Raw genomic sequence first — 16969 nt, forward strand, 5'->3', positions numbered from 1 at the left:
AAGGTGCGCAAACATGGTACGCCGGTTCTTAATGGAAGTTTCGTGTCGACGTGACGAGCGAGCCGAGCAGAGGGGACGCGTCGACCAGCCGGTGCGCGACGAGATGGCGAACCTCACCCTCCCGCTGCCAGACGCCGTACACGGCAAGTAGTGACGAGCCGAGCGCTTCGCGTCGCTGCTTTTCGAGCAGGGACGGCCAGATGATGACGTTGACCTGGCCGGTCTCATCCTCCAGCGTGACAAACATCACACCCTTGGCCGTGCCCGGCCGCTGTCGGACCGTCACCATGCCGCAGGCACGTGCGAGCTGCCCGTTCCGGAATCCGGCCAGCGTCGACGCCGGCAGCAGGCGCTGAGCGAGCAGGCGAGGGCGGAGCAGTTCCAGCGGGTGCCTGCCGAGCGTCAGACCGAGGGTCCGGTAATCGCTGGCGATCTGCTGGCCTTCGGTCATCGGCGCGAGCACCGGCGTCGCGTCGTCATCAGTCGCGCCGCTCAGCAGATCCCGGTCCGGTACCGCAGCGACGGCATGCCAGAGTGCCGCTCGCCGGTCGCCGGCGAGCGTGCGTAACGCGTCGGCCGCAGCGAGCGCTTGCAGGTCCTTGCGATCGAGCTGCGCCCGACGCGCGAGGTCCGATACGTCGACAAACGTCCGCACCGCACGAGCGAGCTCGATGCGCGCGGCGGCTTCTTCTTTCAGCCCGCGTACCAGCGACATGCCAAGACGGACCGGCGCGCGAGTCGATCGGCCCTCGACTACCGAGTCCCAGTTGCTGAGCGTCACGTCGACGGGCAGCACCTTTACGCCGTGGCGCCTGGCGTCCTGGGCGAGCTGTGAGGGTGAATAGAATCCCATCGGCTGGCTGTTGAGCATCGCGACGAGGAACGCGACCGGCTCATGACACTTCAGCCATGCACTCGCGTAGACCAGCAGCGCGAAGCTCGCCGCGTGACTTTCCGGAAAGCCATATTCGCCGAAGCCCTGGATCTGCGCAAAGATGGCCTCGGCAAACTCGCGGTCGTAACCGCGCTCGAGCATCCCGTTCACGATGCGATCGTAGTAGGCTTCGAGTCCGCCCTTGCGGCGCCATGCGGCCATCGCGCGACGCAACTGGTCAGCCTCGCCGGCAGTGAATCCTGCCGCGAGCATCGCGACCTGCATCACCTGCTCCTGAAAAATCGGCACGCCGAGCGTGCGCGAAAGCGCCTGCTCCATCTGCGGACTCGGATAGGTGACAGGCTCCAGTCCCTGCCGCCGGCGCAGGTAGGGATGCACCATGCCGCCCTGCACCGGGCCCGGGCGTACGATTGCCACCTCGATCACGAGATCGTAGAAGCAGCGCGGCTGCAGGCGGGGCAGCATGCTCATCTGCGCGCGCGATTCGATCTGGAATACGCCGACCGTATCGGCGCGACAGATCATCTTGTAGGTCTCGGAATCTTCGGCAGGAATGTCCTGCAGTTCGAATGGCTCGCCGCGTTTTTCCGAAATGACGTCGAGCGCGCGGCGGATGGCCGACAGCATACCGAGTGCGAGCACGTCGATCTTCAGCAGACCGAGCGCCTCGATGTCGTCCTTGTCCCACTGGATGATCGAGCGGTCGGCCATCGCAGCGTTCTCGATCGGCACCAGCCTCGACAGCTTACCGCGACTGATCACGAAGCCGCCGCTGTGCTGCGACAGATGTCGTGGAAAGCCTACCAGCAGAGCCGCAAAATTTGCCCACTGCACGATCAGCGGAGACCCGGCGTCGAGGCCCGCCTCGGCGAAGCGGTTGAGCAGATCGCCGCTCGAATCGAACCACTGATGGGCCTTCGCGACGCGGTCGACGATTGCCGGGTCCACGCCGAGTGCCTTGCCCGATTCGCGCAGCGCGCTGCGTGGGCGGTACGTCGTCACGGCGGCCGTCAGCGCAGCGCGATCGCGCCCGTACTTGCGATAAATGTACTGCACGACTTCCTCTCGGCGCTGGTGCTCGAAATCGACGTCTATGTCAGGGGGCTCACCTCGCTCTTTCGAGATGAACCGCTCAAACAGCATCGACGAGCGCGCAGGATCCACCTCGGTCACGCCAAGAGCAAAGCAAACGGCCGAGTTGGCCGCCGAGCCGCGCCCCTGGCACAGGATGCCTTCGCTGCGTGCGAACCGGACGATGTCGTAGACCGTCAGAAAGTACGGCTCGTAGCGCAGATCCCCGATCAGCGCGAGCTCGTGTTCGATCTGCCGCTGTACCTGATGCGGGATGCCCGCTGGCCAGCGGCGATGTGCGCCGATGTAGGTCTCCTGTCTCAGGTAGCTGGTCGGCGTATTGCCGACCGGCACCAGCTCGTCCGGATACTCATAGCGCAGCTCGTCGAGTGAAAACGTGCACAGGCGAGCGATTCGCAGCGTCTCCTCGAGCGCGCGCTGCGGATACAGGTTGGCGAGCCGCAGACGCGATCGCAGGTGCCGCTCGGCGTTGGGCGCGAGATCATAGCCGCATTCGGCGACCGGTCTGCCAACCCGGATCGCCGTCAGCACGTCCTGCAGCGGTTTGCGCGAACGCACGTGCATGACGGGCGCGCCGGTCGCGACGACGGGAACGCCGTGACGCGCCGCGACGTGTTCGACGGTGCCGCGGTGAATATCGTCCATTGCACGCGCGTGCAATGTCAGTGCGACCCATGCGCGATCGCCGAAGGTCTGGACGAACCACTCGACCTGCGTATCCAGTCTGTCTTCATCGGCGGGGTAGTCCGGTGACAGGATCGCGACGCAGTCCGACAGTCCCCGCAGGTGCCCGAAGGGCTTCTCCGGGTGCGCGAGATCCAGCGGCGCGAGCCGGTAACTGCCCTTGGGTGCGCGCATGCGGCCGAGCGTGATTAGCTCGGACAGGTTGCCGTAGCCTTCGCGCGTCATCGCCAGTGCGGTGAACGAAAGGGCAGGCGAGCCGTCGGCGTTGGTCAGGTGGAAGTGCGACCCGACGATGAAAGGCAGCCCGGCCTTCTTCGCCTCGACGTGCGCGCGCACAACGCCGGCAAGCGAGCATTCGTCCGTGACGGCCAGCGCGGCATACCCGAGCTGTGCGGCGCGAGCGGCGAGATCCTCGGCGTGCGATGCGCCGTGAAGAAAGGAAAAGTTGGACGCGCACTGCAGCTCCGCATAGTCGGGCAGTGCGCCGTAGGTCGGCGCCATGGGCGATCACCCGAACAGGCCATGCAGGAACCAGCGCGGCTCGCGTTCCTGGACGGCGCTTACGCGCTCCCGGAAGACCCAGTAGTGCACCGCGTCTTCGGACTCCGCGACAAAATAGTCTCGCGTCACCGGGTGCCCATCCTGCCAGCCGACCTCGATCCGTTCGCCCGGCGAGACCATGCGCAGCGGCGTGCCGTAGAACGGGCGGTGGCCGCGCATGATGAGTTGCACCGGACTGTCGAGCAGCCACGCCGGCCGCGGAAGGCTGGACGGTGGCGGCATCGACCGGACGGTCTCGCCGATGGGAAGCCAGCGTGCGGCGACTTCCGGGCGGTGGTCGGCAACTGGAGCCGCCTTGAGCACGTTCTGCGCGCCGAGCCGGGCGACGAGCAGCTCCGTCAGCCGCGCGTGATCCTGCGGCGAGCCGCCGGGCTCCGGGAACAGCGATTCGCTCGGCGCGTCCGCTTCGCGCACGTCCTTTGCATCGAGGCGAACGGCGATGACCGGAGCGGCCAGTTCGACGCGACCCAGCCGTTCTTTCAGCAGGCGCACGAGGTGTTCCTCGCGTGACGTCGGCTCGCCAAGCGCGATCTCGATTGCCGTCGGCGGCACCGCCGCCCGGCCGCGTTCATGCTCGAGCTCAAGTACAAACCGCGCGATCGCCAGCTGCCGCGCCGACAGCCAGCCGGTCATCTGCAGGATCAGCCGCCGCGCCGCGAACAGCACGGCTTCCGCATGCTCGATCCGGTCGGGCAGCTCGAGCCGCGCGCTGAAGGCGGGGGGCAACTCCAGCCATTCGTACACTTCGGGCGCCGCGCCCGTCGCGCGATCGAGCGCATCCAGCAGCGCCGTGCCGCAGCGCTTCTTCAGGCCTGCGCGGGGTAGTCGCCGGACGTCGTCGGCCGTTGCGCATCCCAGACCGTCGAACCATTCGGCGTACGGGCGCGCCGGCGGCAGGGCAGGTAACGGCACGCGACGCAGTCTGCGGTCGACGGATCGCAGCGAGAGCGCAATGCCACCTGAGGACCGGGCGAAGAGCCACGCAGCCTGCCCGGTAGGGGCAACGGCAAGTGTCGCGGTCACGCCGAACGCGGTCACCGTTTCACCCGCCCGCCGGCGCAGTGGCCGGATGCCACCGAAGAGGCGCAGGCTCGCCGAGACGTCGGCCAGCACGACCGATTCCTCCGCCAGCACCACATGGGGGGTGAACTGCAGCAGGGCGAACGCCACGCCACGAACAAGCTCCGCTTCACGGGTGAGATCACGTTCCCGGATGACCGCGTCGGGGACGAGCGTCAACACGCCACCGCGGCGCATGCCGGGCACGATCCCGGCCGAGTGCGCAGCGCGATCGAGCGCGACAACGCGGTCCGTCTCCAGCACGACAAAGCCGGTCTCATGGCGTGGCATCGACCAGCGCGGGAGAAACGACTCGATGGCGAGGTGCGGCAGATGTACGCCGATCCAGAGTTGCATATCGGCTCAACAGGGCAGGTGAAGGTGCGAGAGGAACAAAAACGGGTTCGTCGCGCTGCGGTCCGCGGCGCTTGACGAACGTCACTTCAATACCGCCCCTGGCGGCTCGCAGCGCAAGCCGCAGCGGCGCTGGCGACGTCGCGTGGGCGGCCGCGAGTGGGCGAAACAGGAACAGCAGCGTGTCCGAGGCCTGCGCGGCCAGATGCAGGCGCCGGAGCGCCTCCTGCCGCACTTCGGCCTGCCAGAAGAGCAGGGCGCCGCAGGTGCCGGCACGCAGGATCTGCTCGGCGGCCCACAGCGCATCAGCCGTGCGTGGTGCGCGCAGCACGCAGGCCTGTCCTGCGGGAACGCCCAGCCACGCCAGTCCGGCCGGTTGTAGTCGATGCGGCGGCTGCAGCAGGAGCAGCGGACGGGGCGCGACGTTCGCCAGGGCGGGCTGCAGCAGACGCAGCTCCCCGCAGCCCGGCTGCGGCGTCAGCAGTTCGGTAAGCGCGCCCACGGGCCAGCCGCCACCCGGCAGCTCGGCGGTCAGCGCGGCGTGGCCGCACGACACCACCCGATCGAAGCCGGCGGCCAGCTGCGAAGCTCGCCACAATGATGGGTGTATTGCTTCCGGGACTGGCAGCGGGAGGGTCATTGGATTGCGCAAAAACCTGTATGGATGTACAGTATCCTACACGGATTTTCGTAGCAGCGAACGGACACTTTTTTTCGGGAGAAGCTCCATGGATCTGCGCGTTCGCAAGCCCGTTAGCCATCCGATGCCAGAAATTGTGGCGTTTGTTGCGGACCTGAAAGCGGCGTTTGGCGAACAGGAAATCGATGAGGCCATTCGCCGCGGCAAGGCTGGAGAGCCGACGTTTTATGCATGCGAAAATGGCCATACTGTTGGCACCGCTACGCCGGCGCAAACCAACTTCTGGGCTGTTGACCGGGCAGTGCGCGACCGTCATTACTGCGTCGGTTGCGACGGCTCCTGCGTGGGCACCACGAATTCCTGCCGTGCATAAAACCGCATGCAAACTGAGGAGAGGTCATGTTTCGATTTTTGGGCGTGGGCGCAATCCTGCTTGCAGTTGCTTCGACCGGAGTCGCAGGCGAACACTACGTTGAAATCTGGAACCCGCCTGAGGCGCGGATGCAGTCGTCCGGCAACGGCAAACCGAAACCAGGGAAGGTTGCGGTTCCCTCACGTCACACATCCAACGCTACACCGCGCCGGGTCGCAGACCCGGTAGTGAAGTACTTAGCGAACAAGCACGCAGGGACTGGTCCTAAGAAGGTTGCGGTGTCGCGCGCGGCAGACCTTCCCCGAATAATGACGCCCGAAGGCAATGTGCTCCGTGTAAACGACGGGGGAGCGCTGGTCGAGGTAGTTCGATAAAGAAAAAAGTCCGTCTAGCAAGGAACCCAACTCTGAGGTGCCAAGCCGGCCTTCCATTTTCTTTCGCGACAGATGTGGTTACGCATCCGATATTCGGCCAAGCCCGGCCGCATCGCAAAGCAGCGCCCACGCTGAATAGGGAATGCCGGCATCCTCGCTAATCCAGCGCCTGAGCTGCCGGCCACTTTTGTCTGCCAGTCGAAGGAAAGCGGTGTTGTTCCTTTCTGCAAAGCAAACGCCTTCTGGTCGGACGGGCTCCGATCTCGAGAAGATGGATTGGGTCGCAGGCAATATCGATGCCGTCGATCTCCTCGTATGTAATGAGGATTCCGAACTGGAGCTGGAGCTCTGCAAGTGCGTGTCAGAGTTCAAGTCGGGCGAATCACAGACCGCGAAGCGAGCAACCAGACGGCGATCTGATCGTTAGGGTGCTCGGCCCGAAATCAGTCGACGGCGTCGCGGACCTAATGCAGCGTTGTGCGGAAAAACTGGCCAGCCACTATGTCCCGGCATATCTCGCGCGTAAGGAGGAAGTGTGGATGCGGCCCTTAATCCGCGTGCCCTCATCATTTCGCCGGTGGCCATCCGCAGGTTAGATGTCCGCGATGCGTTCAGAAGCGGTCCTTTCCGTAGGAGAGCTTTGGAAATCGTTGCACGTCAGTTCGTTCGGAGACATATACCCACAACGGCGATGAAGCACGCATCCTTATGCCTGTATGCGAGCCGCATAAAAATGATCGCCTAGCATGTAACGTTTTGTAAAAGACGTCCCATTCGATTCGTTAGACGATTTATGGTTCTTCGGATGGACATGTACGAAACCGAAGCGATAGACCTGTTCCGGGCAACGTTTGAAACGCTGAGTCCGCGCTGGCAGTTGTCTCACGATAGCAATGCCCTCGAACTGAGCCCGATTACCGGGCCGGTCGTCGCGGCTGTAAAGCTTTCATCCGAGCAGGCCACACAGATCCGTACACTTGCCGGTGTCACCTCGAGTGTGACTGTCGACGCGCTGCTGTTTGAAAAGAAGTTTCGTCTTCACTTGGTCGGACGGAAAATCGATCGAACCAGGTGGGCCGGAACGGCCTCTCCGAGCATTAATGCTGAAGCTGTCGCGGGTGATCTGGCGCGCGGGCTGTCATTTGCAGAGACAGTCCTGTCGGAAGTCAATTCACTGGTTGTGATCCTGAATCGCGACGGCACTATTCAACGGTTCAATCGGTTCGCCGAAGAGCTTTCCGGCCTCAGGGAAGCCGACGTAATCGGGAAAAATGCGTGGGAGCTGTTCATGTCCGACGAGGACGGAAGTGAGTCCCGTCAGAACATAGAAAGATTTTTCATGCGCGGCGAGGCGTACGAGGTGGAACGGACGGTAAAAACGATCAGGGGTCCGCGACTGTTCCAGTTCCGCAACAAATTCGCCAGAACGGGAGATCGTCCTGACGAGACGTTTCTGATCTGTTCGGGCATCGACATCACAGAAGAACGACGGGCTCGCGATCGCCTGGCCGAACTTGCGAATACGGATACGTTGACCGGCTTGAGGAACCGGAACTACCTGATGGATCGCCTCGACCATCTGATGGCGACTCCGAAAAGCGTTGGTCGTCTCGCGCTTCTCTTTATCGATCTCGATAACTTCAAGCGAATCAATGACTCCCTCGGACATAGGGACGGGGATCAACTGCTCAAGCAGGTGGCGAAACGCCTCCAGCGCGTCGCCGGTGATGAGCAGGAGGTCATTCGGGTTAGCGGCGACGAATTCGTGATCGTCGTCGTCGGTGACTTTGCCCGCTTCACAGCGCAGGAGCTGGCAAACCGCGTCGTAGAAGACTTTGAACTCGCCTATGTGCTGCGCGCGAATAGCTATCGGATGCGGGCAAGCATTGGGGTGGTCGAGCACGTGCATCACGGAGACAACGCATTCGATCTTCTTACACGTGCTGACCTCGCGATGTATGCGGCAAAGGCCGTTGGTAAAGGCAAGGATATCAGTGCGTGTCATGTATATACGCCCGAACTGTCCGAACGCGCTGAGCGCGGACTGGAGTTCTATCAGGCGCTGCAGTATGGGTTTCTCAGGAAAGAATTCGCGCTGGACTACCGGGACTGCTATACCGTCGACGGAGCGGCACGCGGCCTTCTTGCATTGGTGCAGTGGAATCGCGACGGCGCGGCCCCTGTGGAGGGACGGGAGCTTTTCTCAATGGTCGAGTCGTCCGGCTTCGGTGTCCAACTCGGCGAGTTCCAGTTGACCGAGGCGTGCCGGCAGCTGCAAGAGTGGCGTGCCGCTGGGCAGGGTGTTCAGCACGTTACCTTGAATGTGCCGTATGCGCAGCTCGTTGACGGTGACCTTGCTGGCTGCGTATCCGAATGTTTGCGAGAGCACGCGGTGGAGCCGTCAGCCCTGCGGCTGATCGTCCAGAACCGCCTGGATCAGACCGCAGCACATGTTCTCGACAAGCTGGAGGCGATACGTTCCACAGGCGTGCAGATTCTTGCTGCGCTTACGGCCGACTCGGCATTTCCGAATTTGGCGAAGCTGCCTGTTGATGGCCTTTGCATCGACGAAGAGTTTGTGGGGCGCGTACCTTCTGAGCCTGTTTCCCGAGCACTCGTTAAAGGCATAGTCGGCGTCTGTAGCGAGATGGAATTGAGCGTCCTCGTTCATGGTGTGGACAGCAAGGAGCAGTTCACGTGGCTCACGCAATTCCCCGAAGCTGAGGTGCAAGGTCGGTTCGTTACTGATGCCTTCTCCGCGGCGAGTTCATCGATGTAGAGGCGTGCGTCGATGCAGGAGAAAGTGATCGAGGCGGCTACACCCGCGCCACTGCATGAAGATGAACACCACATTTTCAACGAGTGCGTGGAGCTGAGTCTGTCTCAGGACTCCATCCTGACGCGCAGGTTAATCCGGAGCGATGGTGCGTCATTCAGCCAGATTGTCGCGATAGATACCATGGACGATCTATCGGACTTTGCGACAGCTGATCCATATGAGACGCGCCTGCAGGGAAGTTACGATCGTATCCGGCAGAAGTGGGTCGCAGCCATGGGGGGAGATCGCCTGAGGCAGGTCGAAACCGGCGACCCCGTAAGGTCAATTGGCGAGCTTTCAATGTGCGCGACGGAAGGTGCGCTGCTGTCCAAGGTGCGCACCATCATTGCGGGTCTGGGCGGAATGCAGTTCACTTACCAATGGATCCGTTTTAACGGTGCGAATCCTGCCACTGGCGATTCCGTAGAGACCCGTTACCTCGTTGGTTGCAGACCTGCCTGGTCACAACAGTACATCGCAAGGCTGTGGTACATGAACGATCCTTACGTGACATACGCCAGGACGAATGTTGCACCTGCGCTTGCGTCGCACGTAAATGTGCATCGCGTCGATCACTGGCTGGTGACAGAGGCGCGCATGCACGGCTTTGCGAGCGGGATCGTTGCCCCGGCGCATATCCATGGCCATGGTCTGGTTGGGCTGCTACATGTGAGCAATTCAATCCGGGCGCCCGCTGGCGAGGGCGTGCTGTGGGACAACCGGGTGCTATTCCGCGCCATCTCGTCGGAACTCCTGGACTGGCGCGTGTCGCAGGTTCGCCAGAATGCGCTGGCGAAGTATGAGCTCAGCGAACAGGAGACACAGATCCTGCGGATGCTGCGCGATGGCGCAAGCGCATCCCATGTCGCAGATCAACTGGGAATGTCAAAGCATACAGTCTATAAAACAATCTACCAACGGATCACCAGAAAAACGGGCGCAACGAGAATTACAGATGCCGTCGAAAAAGCGGCCGCCCACGGCCTACTTGACTGACCTGTCGCCGTAATCCGCAGCATCCACGCCTCAGCAAAATAATCAGCATAACTTAACATTGACTTGCGCATACTAATTCGGTGGCTTGAATTCGCCATTGCCGCTGCGCCATAGTGTCACTGCCGTTCCTGTGTGATGGCGCGGATTACCGCGTAATTAAATAGTCAGGAAAGAAGGTCGAGTGCCTTCTGCGCGACGAGCGGATCCACCTGACCAGTTTCGGAGGCGGTCTGATAAACGAGTGCGAACAGCTTGGCTTTCTTTTCAACGTCCATGGAATGCCCAGCGGTGGAGATACTTGTTTCGATAATGGTGAAAACGCTTCGTAGCAATTGCTCATCAACGGCGCCGTAGCGCGGAGCTCGTTTCCCGCTCAGCAAGTACGACACGTCAAAGCCGTGCTCAAGCAGGGTCATGAGATAGCCAGCGTCCGGATAGCGCTGTTCTTTTTCGTAGGCAGACTGTGTCTTGCGGTTGATGCCGGTCCATTCGGAGATGTTTCCCTGAGTGAGTCCGAGCCGGTCACGCTCTTCGGCTAGACGCAAACCAAACGTAGATGGCATATAAATTGGTCTTATTTGTTGCGAATGGCACAAAAATGTCCCATACTGGTAGCAATTTTTCCTAGCCGATCAGTATACGGGCCACCGCATGGCACTGAAAACATTGGAAGAGGTACGCGCAGAGTTCGACCGGTGTGGAGTCTCCGTTTCGAGCTGGGCAGTAAAACACGGAATCCCCCGCAACATCGTTAACGGCGTGTTGCAGGGCAGACTGAAGGGCAAGCGCGGCCACGCGCACAACGCGGCGGTCCTGCTGGGCCTGAAAGACGGCGTTGTAAATCGTGAGGAGGCGCGCGAGCCAGATCTTTGCGAGGTACTGCCAGCCAGGGAAGGGTAGGTGAGGGTGTAGGAGCGGTCAGCGTCGATGTTGCGAGCATCGGCGCCGACCTGACCAGTTGTTGAAACCTGAGAGGTCGACAATGGCTAAAGCCATTATTTCGTTCGGGCGCAGCCAACGATCGAGCGTTGGTGAAGGGGGAAGTCATGCTTGATTTCAACTCCCTGGCCCAGCAATGCGCGCCGAACGTCCACCCCACGACACTTCAGGCGGTCGTGAGGACTGAGTCCGGCTTCAATCCATACGCGATCGGCGTCGTCGGTGGCCACCTTGTTCGCCAGCCGCGCGATCGCGCTGAAGCGGTGACGACGGCAAAGGCGCTCAGTGCACAAGGCATCAATTTCAGCATGGGGCTTGGACAGGTCAACAAGGCCAATCTTGCCCGCTACGGATTGACCTACGAAACGGCCTTCGATCCGTGTGCGAACCTGCGCGCGGGCAGCGCGATACTGCACGACTGTTATGAGCGGGCGACTGCGGCACTGGGGCAGGGTGCGCCGGCATTACGTGCTGCTATCAGCTGCTACTACAGCGGCAATTTCACGCGCGGCGAGACTGCCGACGCCAACGGTACCAGTTACGTACAGCGCGTTGTTGCCAACGCTCAGACGGCGGAAGATTCAACCAATGTCGTTCCTGCGATTCCTGTTGTGATGAACAGTCACTCCGACAGACCAGCAAGCGCAGCAGCGCCCGATGCCAAAACATCTTCCGCGCGCCGCAGTGGCGCAAAACAACGGCAGGACGCACCGCACCCGTCATGGGATGCATTCGGCGATTCCGCTTGTGACAACGACTGCAACTGACCTGAGCCGCGACAACGCGGCCTGATCTCAACCATGAAAGGAGAAGACATGAATCGCAATACGAAGCTCGCGACCATAAAATTAGTACCACTGAGAGATTATTCATATCGCATATCAATGCGGCGAATCGCAACCCATATCCGTCAGATGATGGCCCTCGGCATCGCAATCGGTCCGGAACTTGCATTCGCGGGTGGTGGGCTCGATTCGGCGACGCAGGGTGCGACCACCTTCAAGATTTGGCTTTATTCGTTCCTTGGCGTCGTCGCGGCCTGCGTGCTGATGTGGAAAGGGGCGGAGTGCTGGGCCGATCGCGCGCACTGGAGCGAGTTTGTGACGATGTGCGGCAAGGTGGCGGCGGTGGGCTCGGTGGTCGGCGTGCTCGCACCGTATCTGTGGAACATGTTCAGCTGAGCACGCCATGTCGGACGAAAAAACCCGCTATCCCGGATTCAACGGCCTTGGCCGCACGGCGGCCATCTGGGGCGTTCCCTATATGGCGATGCTGGTTGTCGTCGTCGCGTCGATGTTTGTCGGCGTGCTGATTTCCTTCTTCGTCGGACCAGGCGGTCTACTGTTTGTCTTCCTGGGCTTTCCAGTGCTGCTGTATTTCAAGCACATCTGCGAAACCGACGATCAGGGCCTGCGGATCATGTGGCTGGAATTGCGTTGCCGCTTCTACTTCTGGCAGCTGCGGGTCCGCGCGCGGCTAAATGCCGGGCAAGCTGCCCCGCGCTTCGGCAATACCGCTACGCTCGCGCCGCTGCGATACGGACGGCAACGCCGCGTCTACCGCGATTTTTTCAAACCGTTGTCCAAGGGTGAGCGCCGACTGCGTGAGCTCGATCCGGAGGCTTGATGCAGAGCAGACCCGCCGTCACCAGCGACATCCTCGGCGCGATCGGCGCCGTGGAAGACTGGATTCCGAAGTACGGGCATCCGGTCACGAAACACGTACAGCACCTTGAGGGCAACCGGTTCATGGTGACGCTGGCCATGCGCGGCGTGCCGTTCGAGGTGCACGAGAACGTCGCGATGGAGCGCATGTTCGATCGCGATACGGAAGCGTACAGCAAGCTTGGTCGCGACCTGGGTGGCCGCCTTGGCTATCACGCAACGTTCGTGCGACAGCGCGTGAGTTTTGATCGTGTGTACCGGTTCAAGCGACGCTTCCTGCAGTGGTTCGTACGCGAGTACATCGGGCGACGTTTCGGAGACGAGAAGTTCTTCGAGAACCACTACTACCTGTCGCTGATCCTGAAATACGAGGAGTTCGGCGACGGGCTGAAAGAAATCGGGTCTCTCGCACAACAGGCGCTGCTGCAGTTCGCCGAGTATGAAGCCGAATTGCTTGAAGTGTACGAGCGCAAGCACATGAACGGCACGAAGATGCTGTTCTCGCCCTTGTATGGGCTCGTCAGTTATCTCGTCAATGGGAAGACTGGCGATCTGCCGGTCGCAGCGGAACCCGGCACCGATGTCATCCCGTCGAGCCATCTGCACTTTGGGTACAACACGCTCGAGATCGGGGCGAGCGACGTGCCGGCGTACCGGCGCGTTGCAACCTGCCTCGACCTTCGCAGTTGCCCGGAAAAGCCGGGCTGGGGGCAGCTCGACCCGTTGATCACGTTGAACATGGAATTCACGATTACGCATACGTTCAACTGCATGACGGGCTTCGAGTCCAACCGGACCATCGATTCGGCAATCAACAAGCTGGAGTCGGCCGGTGACAAGGCGAAGCATCAGGTCAAGGAATTGCGCGACGCACAGGGTTACGTGAACACGGGTGAGCTGTCGTTCGGTGAGTATCACGGCGCGGCGGTTATCTACGGCGAAACAGCGAAAGAGGCGCTGGAGAACGCCGACAGGTTTGCATCGCGCTCACGCAACGAGTGTGGGGTTGAATGGTCACCCGCGACGGGGTCCGCTCCGTTCACGTACTTCTCGCAGGTCCCGGGGGCGCGAGTCAAACCGCGGCCGAAAGTGCAGTCCTCGCGCAATTTTGCGGCGATGTACACCTGCCATGACTACTCGTCAGGCAAGGCGGAAGGTAACCCGATCGGTGACGGGTCAGCCGTCATCCCGTTTCGCTCGGATTCGGGCGTGTACAACTACAGCTCGCACGCGAGCCGGCTGGGGGATATCAACGTTTCGGAGAAGGTCGCCGGGCATTTTGAAGCGAAAGGCACGACGGGCAGCGGGAAATCTACGGTCATCGTAGCGGCGACTGGCATGCTGTCCCGCTTCGATCCGATGCTGTACGTGCTGGACAAGGGCCGTGGCTGGGAAGTGTTCATCCGGGCGATGGGCGGTGCCTATGTCTATCTGGAGAAAGGCAAGCCGACCGGATGGGCGCCGTTCGAGCTCGCCGACACACCAGACAATCGCGAATTCCTGTACGGGCTCGTCGAACTCTGCGGCCGCAAGAATGGTGTCGACCATCAGGGTAAGCCAATCAAGATTGACCTGACGGCCGGCGAGAAGATTCACTGCCGCAACGCCGTCGATGCGGTAATGGGGGTCGATGACGTTCGGCTGCGCCGCTTCAGCCTGCTACTGGACAGCATTCCGGACGAAGGCGACGACGGCCTGCGCGCACGTCTGTCGATCTGGTGCAAGTCGGAGGGCGGCCGGTTCTGGTGGGTGTTCGATAACCCGCCCAATCTCTCGTTGAACATGAGCGAGCAACGCTGGATCGGTTTCGATGTTGAGGCGTTTCTTGTCGAGAACTATGAGCCGTCGGAGCCCGCATTTGCCTATCTGTTCCATCTCAAAAAACTGATGCGTCGGGAGGGCACCCTGATGCTGACGGTGATCGAAGAGTACTGGCTGCCGCTGCGCTTTCGCACGATCCGCGAGCAGATCGAGGAAACGCTGGCCAGCGGGCGTAAAGAAGGGGAATTCATGGGACTGATCACGCAACAGCCGGAACAGGCGCAGCGTGCGGCAGACCTGTTTCCCGCGCTGCGCAGTCTGGTCGCCACGAAGATCTGGCTGGCCGATCCGGCGGCCGAAGAAGATGCCTATCTGCGTGACGGCATGACCTGCAAGGAGTTCAAGGAATTCAAAAAACTCACGCCACAGTCGCACCGTTTCCTGATCAAGCAGGGCAACCAGTCGGCGTTCGCCAGCTTTGACCTGAACGGGCTTGAGGACGCGATTGCGGTGTTCTCTGGCGATCGCGAGAACGCACTGATCTGCGACGGGGTGCGCGCCGAGTTTGGCGACGATCCGGACGTCTGGCTGCCCGTCTATCTGGAGCGCGTGTTCGAACGCAAGCTGCGCACGCGGCTCGCGGCGAAGCACGGCGCCGATGAGCGTTTGTGGTCCGCCGAACTGCAGCGCGGCCTCGAGCGCAAACGTGCGGAGCTTGCGCAGATTTATCCACCGGTTAATCAGCCGGTTGGCGACGAAGTTTTTGCCTGATGTGCTGCAACCCAAGGAGGGAACGATGAACAGCACCGATGTCTATCCGGCCGTGCGCTGGCCGATTGACCCAGCGATCCGGAACCTTCGCGGGGCGCTGCGGGCACGATCAACGCGCGCCGGTATGAGCGCCTTTGCCTATCTGCCGGGAATTACGCTTTGGCCTCGTCGCAGTCTGGTCGCGTTGTTGTGCGCGTGTGCGTTTTCACAGGCTCACGCGCAGGGTGTGCCGACCATCTCGCCGGCGGAGCTCGCGCAACAGATGATGCAGGTCGAGCAGCTGGGGCAGCAGATCCAGAATCAGGAAGACCAGTACCGTGCGCTGACTGGCAACAGCAGTTTCGGCAACATCATGAACGATGCGTCGCTGCGTAACTACCTTCCGGAACAGTGGCAAAACATTTACGACCAGGCGAAAAACGGCGGTCTCTCGGGTATCAGTTCGTCGATGCGGTCGATCGAGCAGCAGGAAAGCATGACCGGCGCCAGCACGCCCGGTCAGCAGCGCTATTACGACACGCTCGCGGCCAACAAGGCGATGAACGAGCAGGCGTACAGCGCGACGATGGCGCGCCTGAACAACATCCAGGCGCTCATGCAGCAGTCCAACATGACGCAGGATCCGGCGCAAAAGGCTGATCTGCAGAACCGGATGGCGGCCGAAGAGGCGATGGTCACAAATGACCAGACGCGCCTGCAGCTCACCGCGCAGTTGCAGAAAACAGAGCTGCAGCTTGCCGAACAGCAGCGCGACCGTGAATTCGACAACGCATTCCTGGGGAAAACCAATGGTCAATAAGACACTTCTAGGCTCAATCATCGCTTTGCTGGTCGCGATCGCCGGCTACCTCGGATACCTCGCGTGGGATCGTCACCAGCACAACCTGCAGGAAGAGCAACAGCAGCAGCAGGATCTGAAGTTCGATGCGGCGTTTCTCGGCACGACGCCTGAGAAACTTGCCGCTGAGCGTAAGGCGAAGGGTATCAACGCTGCAAGCGACGATGCCGAAGCCCGCGCGGCCGGGCTGAAGTAATCCGGCTCGTCCATCAATCACTGACCGAAGCAGGAGATATCCGTGGCAGACGTCCAGCTTTTCACCTCAATGACCAATTCGTTCGACAAGAACGTTTTGAACACGATCTCGACCGGTTCGAGCAACATCATTGCGCTGATCTCGCCATTGATGGCCACCTGCTTCAGCATCTATGTCCTGTTGATTCTCTGGACGTACTGGCAGGGGCGCAACGACGAGCCGATCAACGATTTCCTGATGCGCATGGCAACCTGGGCGCTCATCCTGACCTGCGGGATGAACATCCGGTTCTACAGTGAGTACGTCGTTCCATTCTTCAATGGTTTTGGCGAACAGATGGCCGGCGCGTTGACCAACGGTAGCAACCCGGTGTCCGGCCTCGACAACCTGCTCAATGCATACATCAACGCAGCGCAGGCGATCTATGCACAGGCGTCCGGCCTGAAGGTTATTGCGGCCATCTGGACGATCGCGTTGATGATCGTTTTCGGTGGCCCGTTCATGGCGATAGCCATTGCGTACATCATTCTGGCGAAGTTTGCGCTTGGGCTTCTGCTCGCACTCGGTCCGTTGTTCATCTCAGCGGCGCTCTTCCCACCATCGCGACAGTTCTTCTGGAACTGGGTCGGCCAATGCATGAACTACACCCTGCTGGTCGCGCTCTTCGCGGCTGCATGTGCACTCGAAGTCAATTTCGCGATGGGCGTGGTGCCGCTGAACGGATCTCCCTCTATCGCGCAGGTTATTGACCTGGACATCATGGGGCTGGCCTTCTGGGTTATCTCGCTTAACCTGCCGGGTTTGGCTTCGTCTCTCGCGGGCGGTGTCGGTATCTCGACGATGGTGGGCAAGCTGGGTAGCGTCGCGAGATTTGCCGGCTCGCTTGGAAAAATGGGCGGCGGCGGATCGCCGAAGACCGGCGGTAGCTTGAGTGAGGCGTAAAAGATGATCAGG

15 protein-coding genes are annotated in these 16969 nt (G+C 61.2%); 11 read left to right on the plus strand and 4 right to left on the minus strand.

The genetic code is table 11. From position 1 onward, the window contains the following. Positions 1-28: 28 nt before the first annotated feature. Genes R8871_RS35470 through imuA form a run of 3 tightly spaced genes read right to left on the minus strand, consistent with a single transcriptional unit; the run spans position 29 to position 5285 of the window. Entirely contained in the window at positions 29-3172 is a 3144-nt protein-coding gene (locus R8871_RS35470; RefSeq protein WP_175054571.1) for an error-prone DNA polymerase, read from the minus strand. A 6-nt stretch (positions 3173-3178) separates the two neighbouring features. Further along, a complete protein-coding gene (locus R8871_RS35475; protein WP_175054572.1) occupies positions 3179-4648 on the minus strand; it encodes a Y-family DNA polymerase in 1470 nt (489 codons plus the stop codon). Then, complete coding sequence (imuA, locus tag R8871_RS35480; protein ID WP_175054573.1) at positions 4569-5285, minus strand: translesion DNA synthesis-associated protein ImuA; 717 nt, start codon at positions 5283-5285, stop codon at positions 4569-4571. Before imuA ends, R8871_RS35475 begins: the two co-directional genes overlap by 80 nt. 88 nt (positions 5286-5373) lie before the next feature. Between imuA and R8871_RS35485 the strand changes: the two genes are divergently transcribed. From R8871_RS35485 to R8871_RS35500, 3 genes are all read left to right on the plus strand, one after another. Beyond that, positions 5374-5658: a hypothetical protein gene (locus R8871_RS35485; RefSeq protein WP_175054574.1), complete on the plus strand. Its 285-nt coding sequence runs from the start codon at positions 5374-5376 to the stop codon at positions 5656-5658. A 1185-nt stretch (positions 5659-6843) separates the two neighbouring features. Then, the gene (locus R8871_RS35495) at positions 6844-8811 is read left to right on the plus strand and encodes a diguanylate cyclase domain-containing protein (protein ID WP_175054575.1); all 1968 of its coding nucleotides are present in this window, start codon (positions 6844-6846) and stop codon (positions 8809-8811) included. A gap of 12 nt (positions 8812-8823) precedes the next feature. Beyond that, a complete protein-coding gene (locus tag R8871_RS35500) occupies positions 8824-9846 on the plus strand; it encodes a helix-turn-helix transcriptional regulator (protein ID WP_175054576.1) in 1023 nt (340 codons plus the stop codon). A gap of 164 nt (positions 9847-10010) precedes the next feature. Here R8871_RS35500 and R8871_RS35505 read toward each other — a convergent pair whose 3' ends face one another. Further along, positions 10011-10409: a helix-turn-helix domain-containing protein gene (locus R8871_RS35505; protein ID WP_175054577.1), complete on the minus strand. Its 399-nt coding sequence runs from the start codon at positions 10407-10409 to the stop codon at positions 10011-10013. Between the two features lie 88 nt (positions 10410-10497). Between R8871_RS35505 and R8871_RS35510 the strand changes: the two genes are divergently transcribed. The 8 genes from R8871_RS35510 to R8871_RS35545 all read left to right on the plus strand — a co-directional run bounded on the left by R8871_RS35510 (position 10498) and on the right by R8871_RS35545 (position 16957). After that, positions 10498-10746 (plus strand): helix-turn-helix domain-containing protein, encoded by a 249-nt coding sequence (locus R8871_RS35510; protein ID WP_175054578.1) that lies wholly within the window; start codon positions 10498-10500, stop codon positions 10744-10746. A 146-nt stretch (positions 10747-10892) separates the two neighbouring features. Next, positions 10893-11552 carry a lytic transglycosylase domain-containing protein gene (locus tag R8871_RS35515; RefSeq protein WP_175054618.1) on the plus strand — a complete coding sequence of 220 codons (660 nt, stop codon included), beginning with the start codon at positions 10893-10895 and terminating at the stop codon, positions 11550-11552. Positions 11553-11669: 117 nt separating this feature from the next. Continuing rightward, complete coding sequence (locus R8871_RS35520; RefSeq protein ID WP_246287984.1) at positions 11670-11966, plus strand: hypothetical protein; 297 nt, start codon at positions 11670-11672, stop codon at positions 11964-11966. Positions 11967-11973: 7 nt separating this feature from the next. Further along, entirely contained in the window at positions 11974-12411 is a 438-nt protein-coding gene (locus R8871_RS35525; protein ID WP_175054580.1) for a VirB3 family type IV secretion system protein, read from the plus strand. Further along, on the plus strand, positions 12411-14981 hold the full coding sequence (locus R8871_RS35530) for a VirB4 family type IV secretion system protein (RefSeq protein WP_175054581.1): 2571 nt from the start codon (positions 12411-12413) through the stop codon (positions 14979-14981). The genes R8871_RS35525 and R8871_RS35530 overlap by 1 nt, the downstream gene beginning before the upstream one ends. Positions 14982-15006: 25 nt before the next feature. Beyond that, entirely contained in the window at positions 15007-15780 is a 774-nt protein-coding gene (locus tag R8871_RS35535; protein WP_175054582.1) for a type IV secretion system protein, read from the plus strand. Next, the gene (locus tag R8871_RS35540) at positions 15770-16015 is read left to right on the plus strand and encodes a hypothetical protein (protein WP_097397545.1); all 246 of its coding nucleotides are present in this window, start codon (positions 15770-15772) and stop codon (positions 16013-16015) included. The genes R8871_RS35535 and R8871_RS35540 overlap by 11 nt, the downstream gene beginning before the upstream one ends. A 69-nt stretch (positions 16016-16084) precedes the next feature. Beyond that, entirely contained in the window at positions 16085-16957 is an 873-nt protein-coding gene (locus R8871_RS35545) for a type IV secretion system protein (protein WP_175054619.1), read from the plus strand. The last annotated feature ends 12 nt before the right edge of the window (positions 16958-16969 follow it).

The sequence above is a fragment of the Paraburkholderia sediminicola genome, assembly GCF_902859805.1.
Classification (GTDB): Bacteria; Pseudomonadota; Gammaproteobacteria; order Burkholderiales; family Burkholderiaceae; genus Paraburkholderia; species Paraburkholderia sediminicola.

Bases quoted from the DNA above. Each gene is read 5' to 3' on its own strand.
- R8871_RS35470 (WP_175054571.1), bottom strand. From the start codon at position 3,172: ATGGCGCCGACCTACGGCGCACTGCCCGACTATGCGGAGCTGCAGTGC.
- R8871_RS35475 (WP_175054572.1), bottom strand. From the start codon at position 4,648: ATGCAACTCTGGATCGGCGTACATCTGCCGCACCTCGCCATCGAGTCG.
- imuA (WP_175054573.1), bottom strand. From the start codon at position 5,285: ATGACCCTCCCGCTGCCAGTCCCGGAAGCAATACACCCATCATTGTGG.
- R8871_RS35485 (WP_175054574.1), top strand. From the start codon at position 5,374: ATGGATCTGCGCGTTCGCAAGCCCGTTAGCCATCCGATGCCAGAAATT.
- R8871_RS35495 (WP_175054575.1), top strand. From the start codon at position 6,844: ATGTACGAAACCGAAGCGATAGACCTGTTCCGGGCAACGTTTGAAACG.
- R8871_RS35500 (WP_175054576.1), top strand. From the start codon at position 8,824: ATGCAGGAGAAAGTGATCGAGGCGGCTACACCCGCGCCACTGCATGAA.
- R8871_RS35505 (WP_175054577.1), bottom strand. From the start codon at position 10,409: ATGCCATCTACGTTTGGTTTGCGTCTAGCCGAAGAGCGTGACCGGCTC.
- R8871_RS35510 (WP_175054578.1), top strand. From the start codon at position 10,498: ATGGCACTGAAAACATTGGAAGAGGTACGCGCAGAGTTCGACCGGTGT.
- R8871_RS35515 (WP_175054618.1), top strand. From the start codon at position 10,893: ATGCTTGATTTCAACTCCCTGGCCCAGCAATGCGCGCCGAACGTCCAC.
- R8871_RS35520 (WP_246287984.1), top strand. From the start codon at position 11,670: ATGCGGCGAATCGCAACCCATATCCGTCAGATGATGGCCCTCGGCATC.
- R8871_RS35525 (WP_175054580.1), top strand. From the start codon at position 11,974: ATGTCGGACGAAAAAACCCGCTATCCCGGATTCAACGGCCTTGGCCGC.
- R8871_RS35530 (WP_175054581.1), top strand. From the start codon at position 12,411: ATGCAGAGCAGACCCGCCGTCACCAGCGACATCCTCGGCGCGATCGGC.
- R8871_RS35535 (WP_175054582.1), top strand. From the start codon at position 15,007: ATGAACAGCACCGATGTCTATCCGGCCGTGCGCTGGCCGATTGACCCA.
- R8871_RS35540 (WP_097397545.1), top strand. From the start codon at position 15,770: ATGGTCAATAAGACACTTCTAGGCTCAATCATCGCTTTGCTGGTCGCG.
- R8871_RS35545 (WP_175054619.1), top strand. From the start codon at position 16,085: ATGACCAATTCGTTCGACAAGAACGTTTTGAACACGATCTCGACCGGT.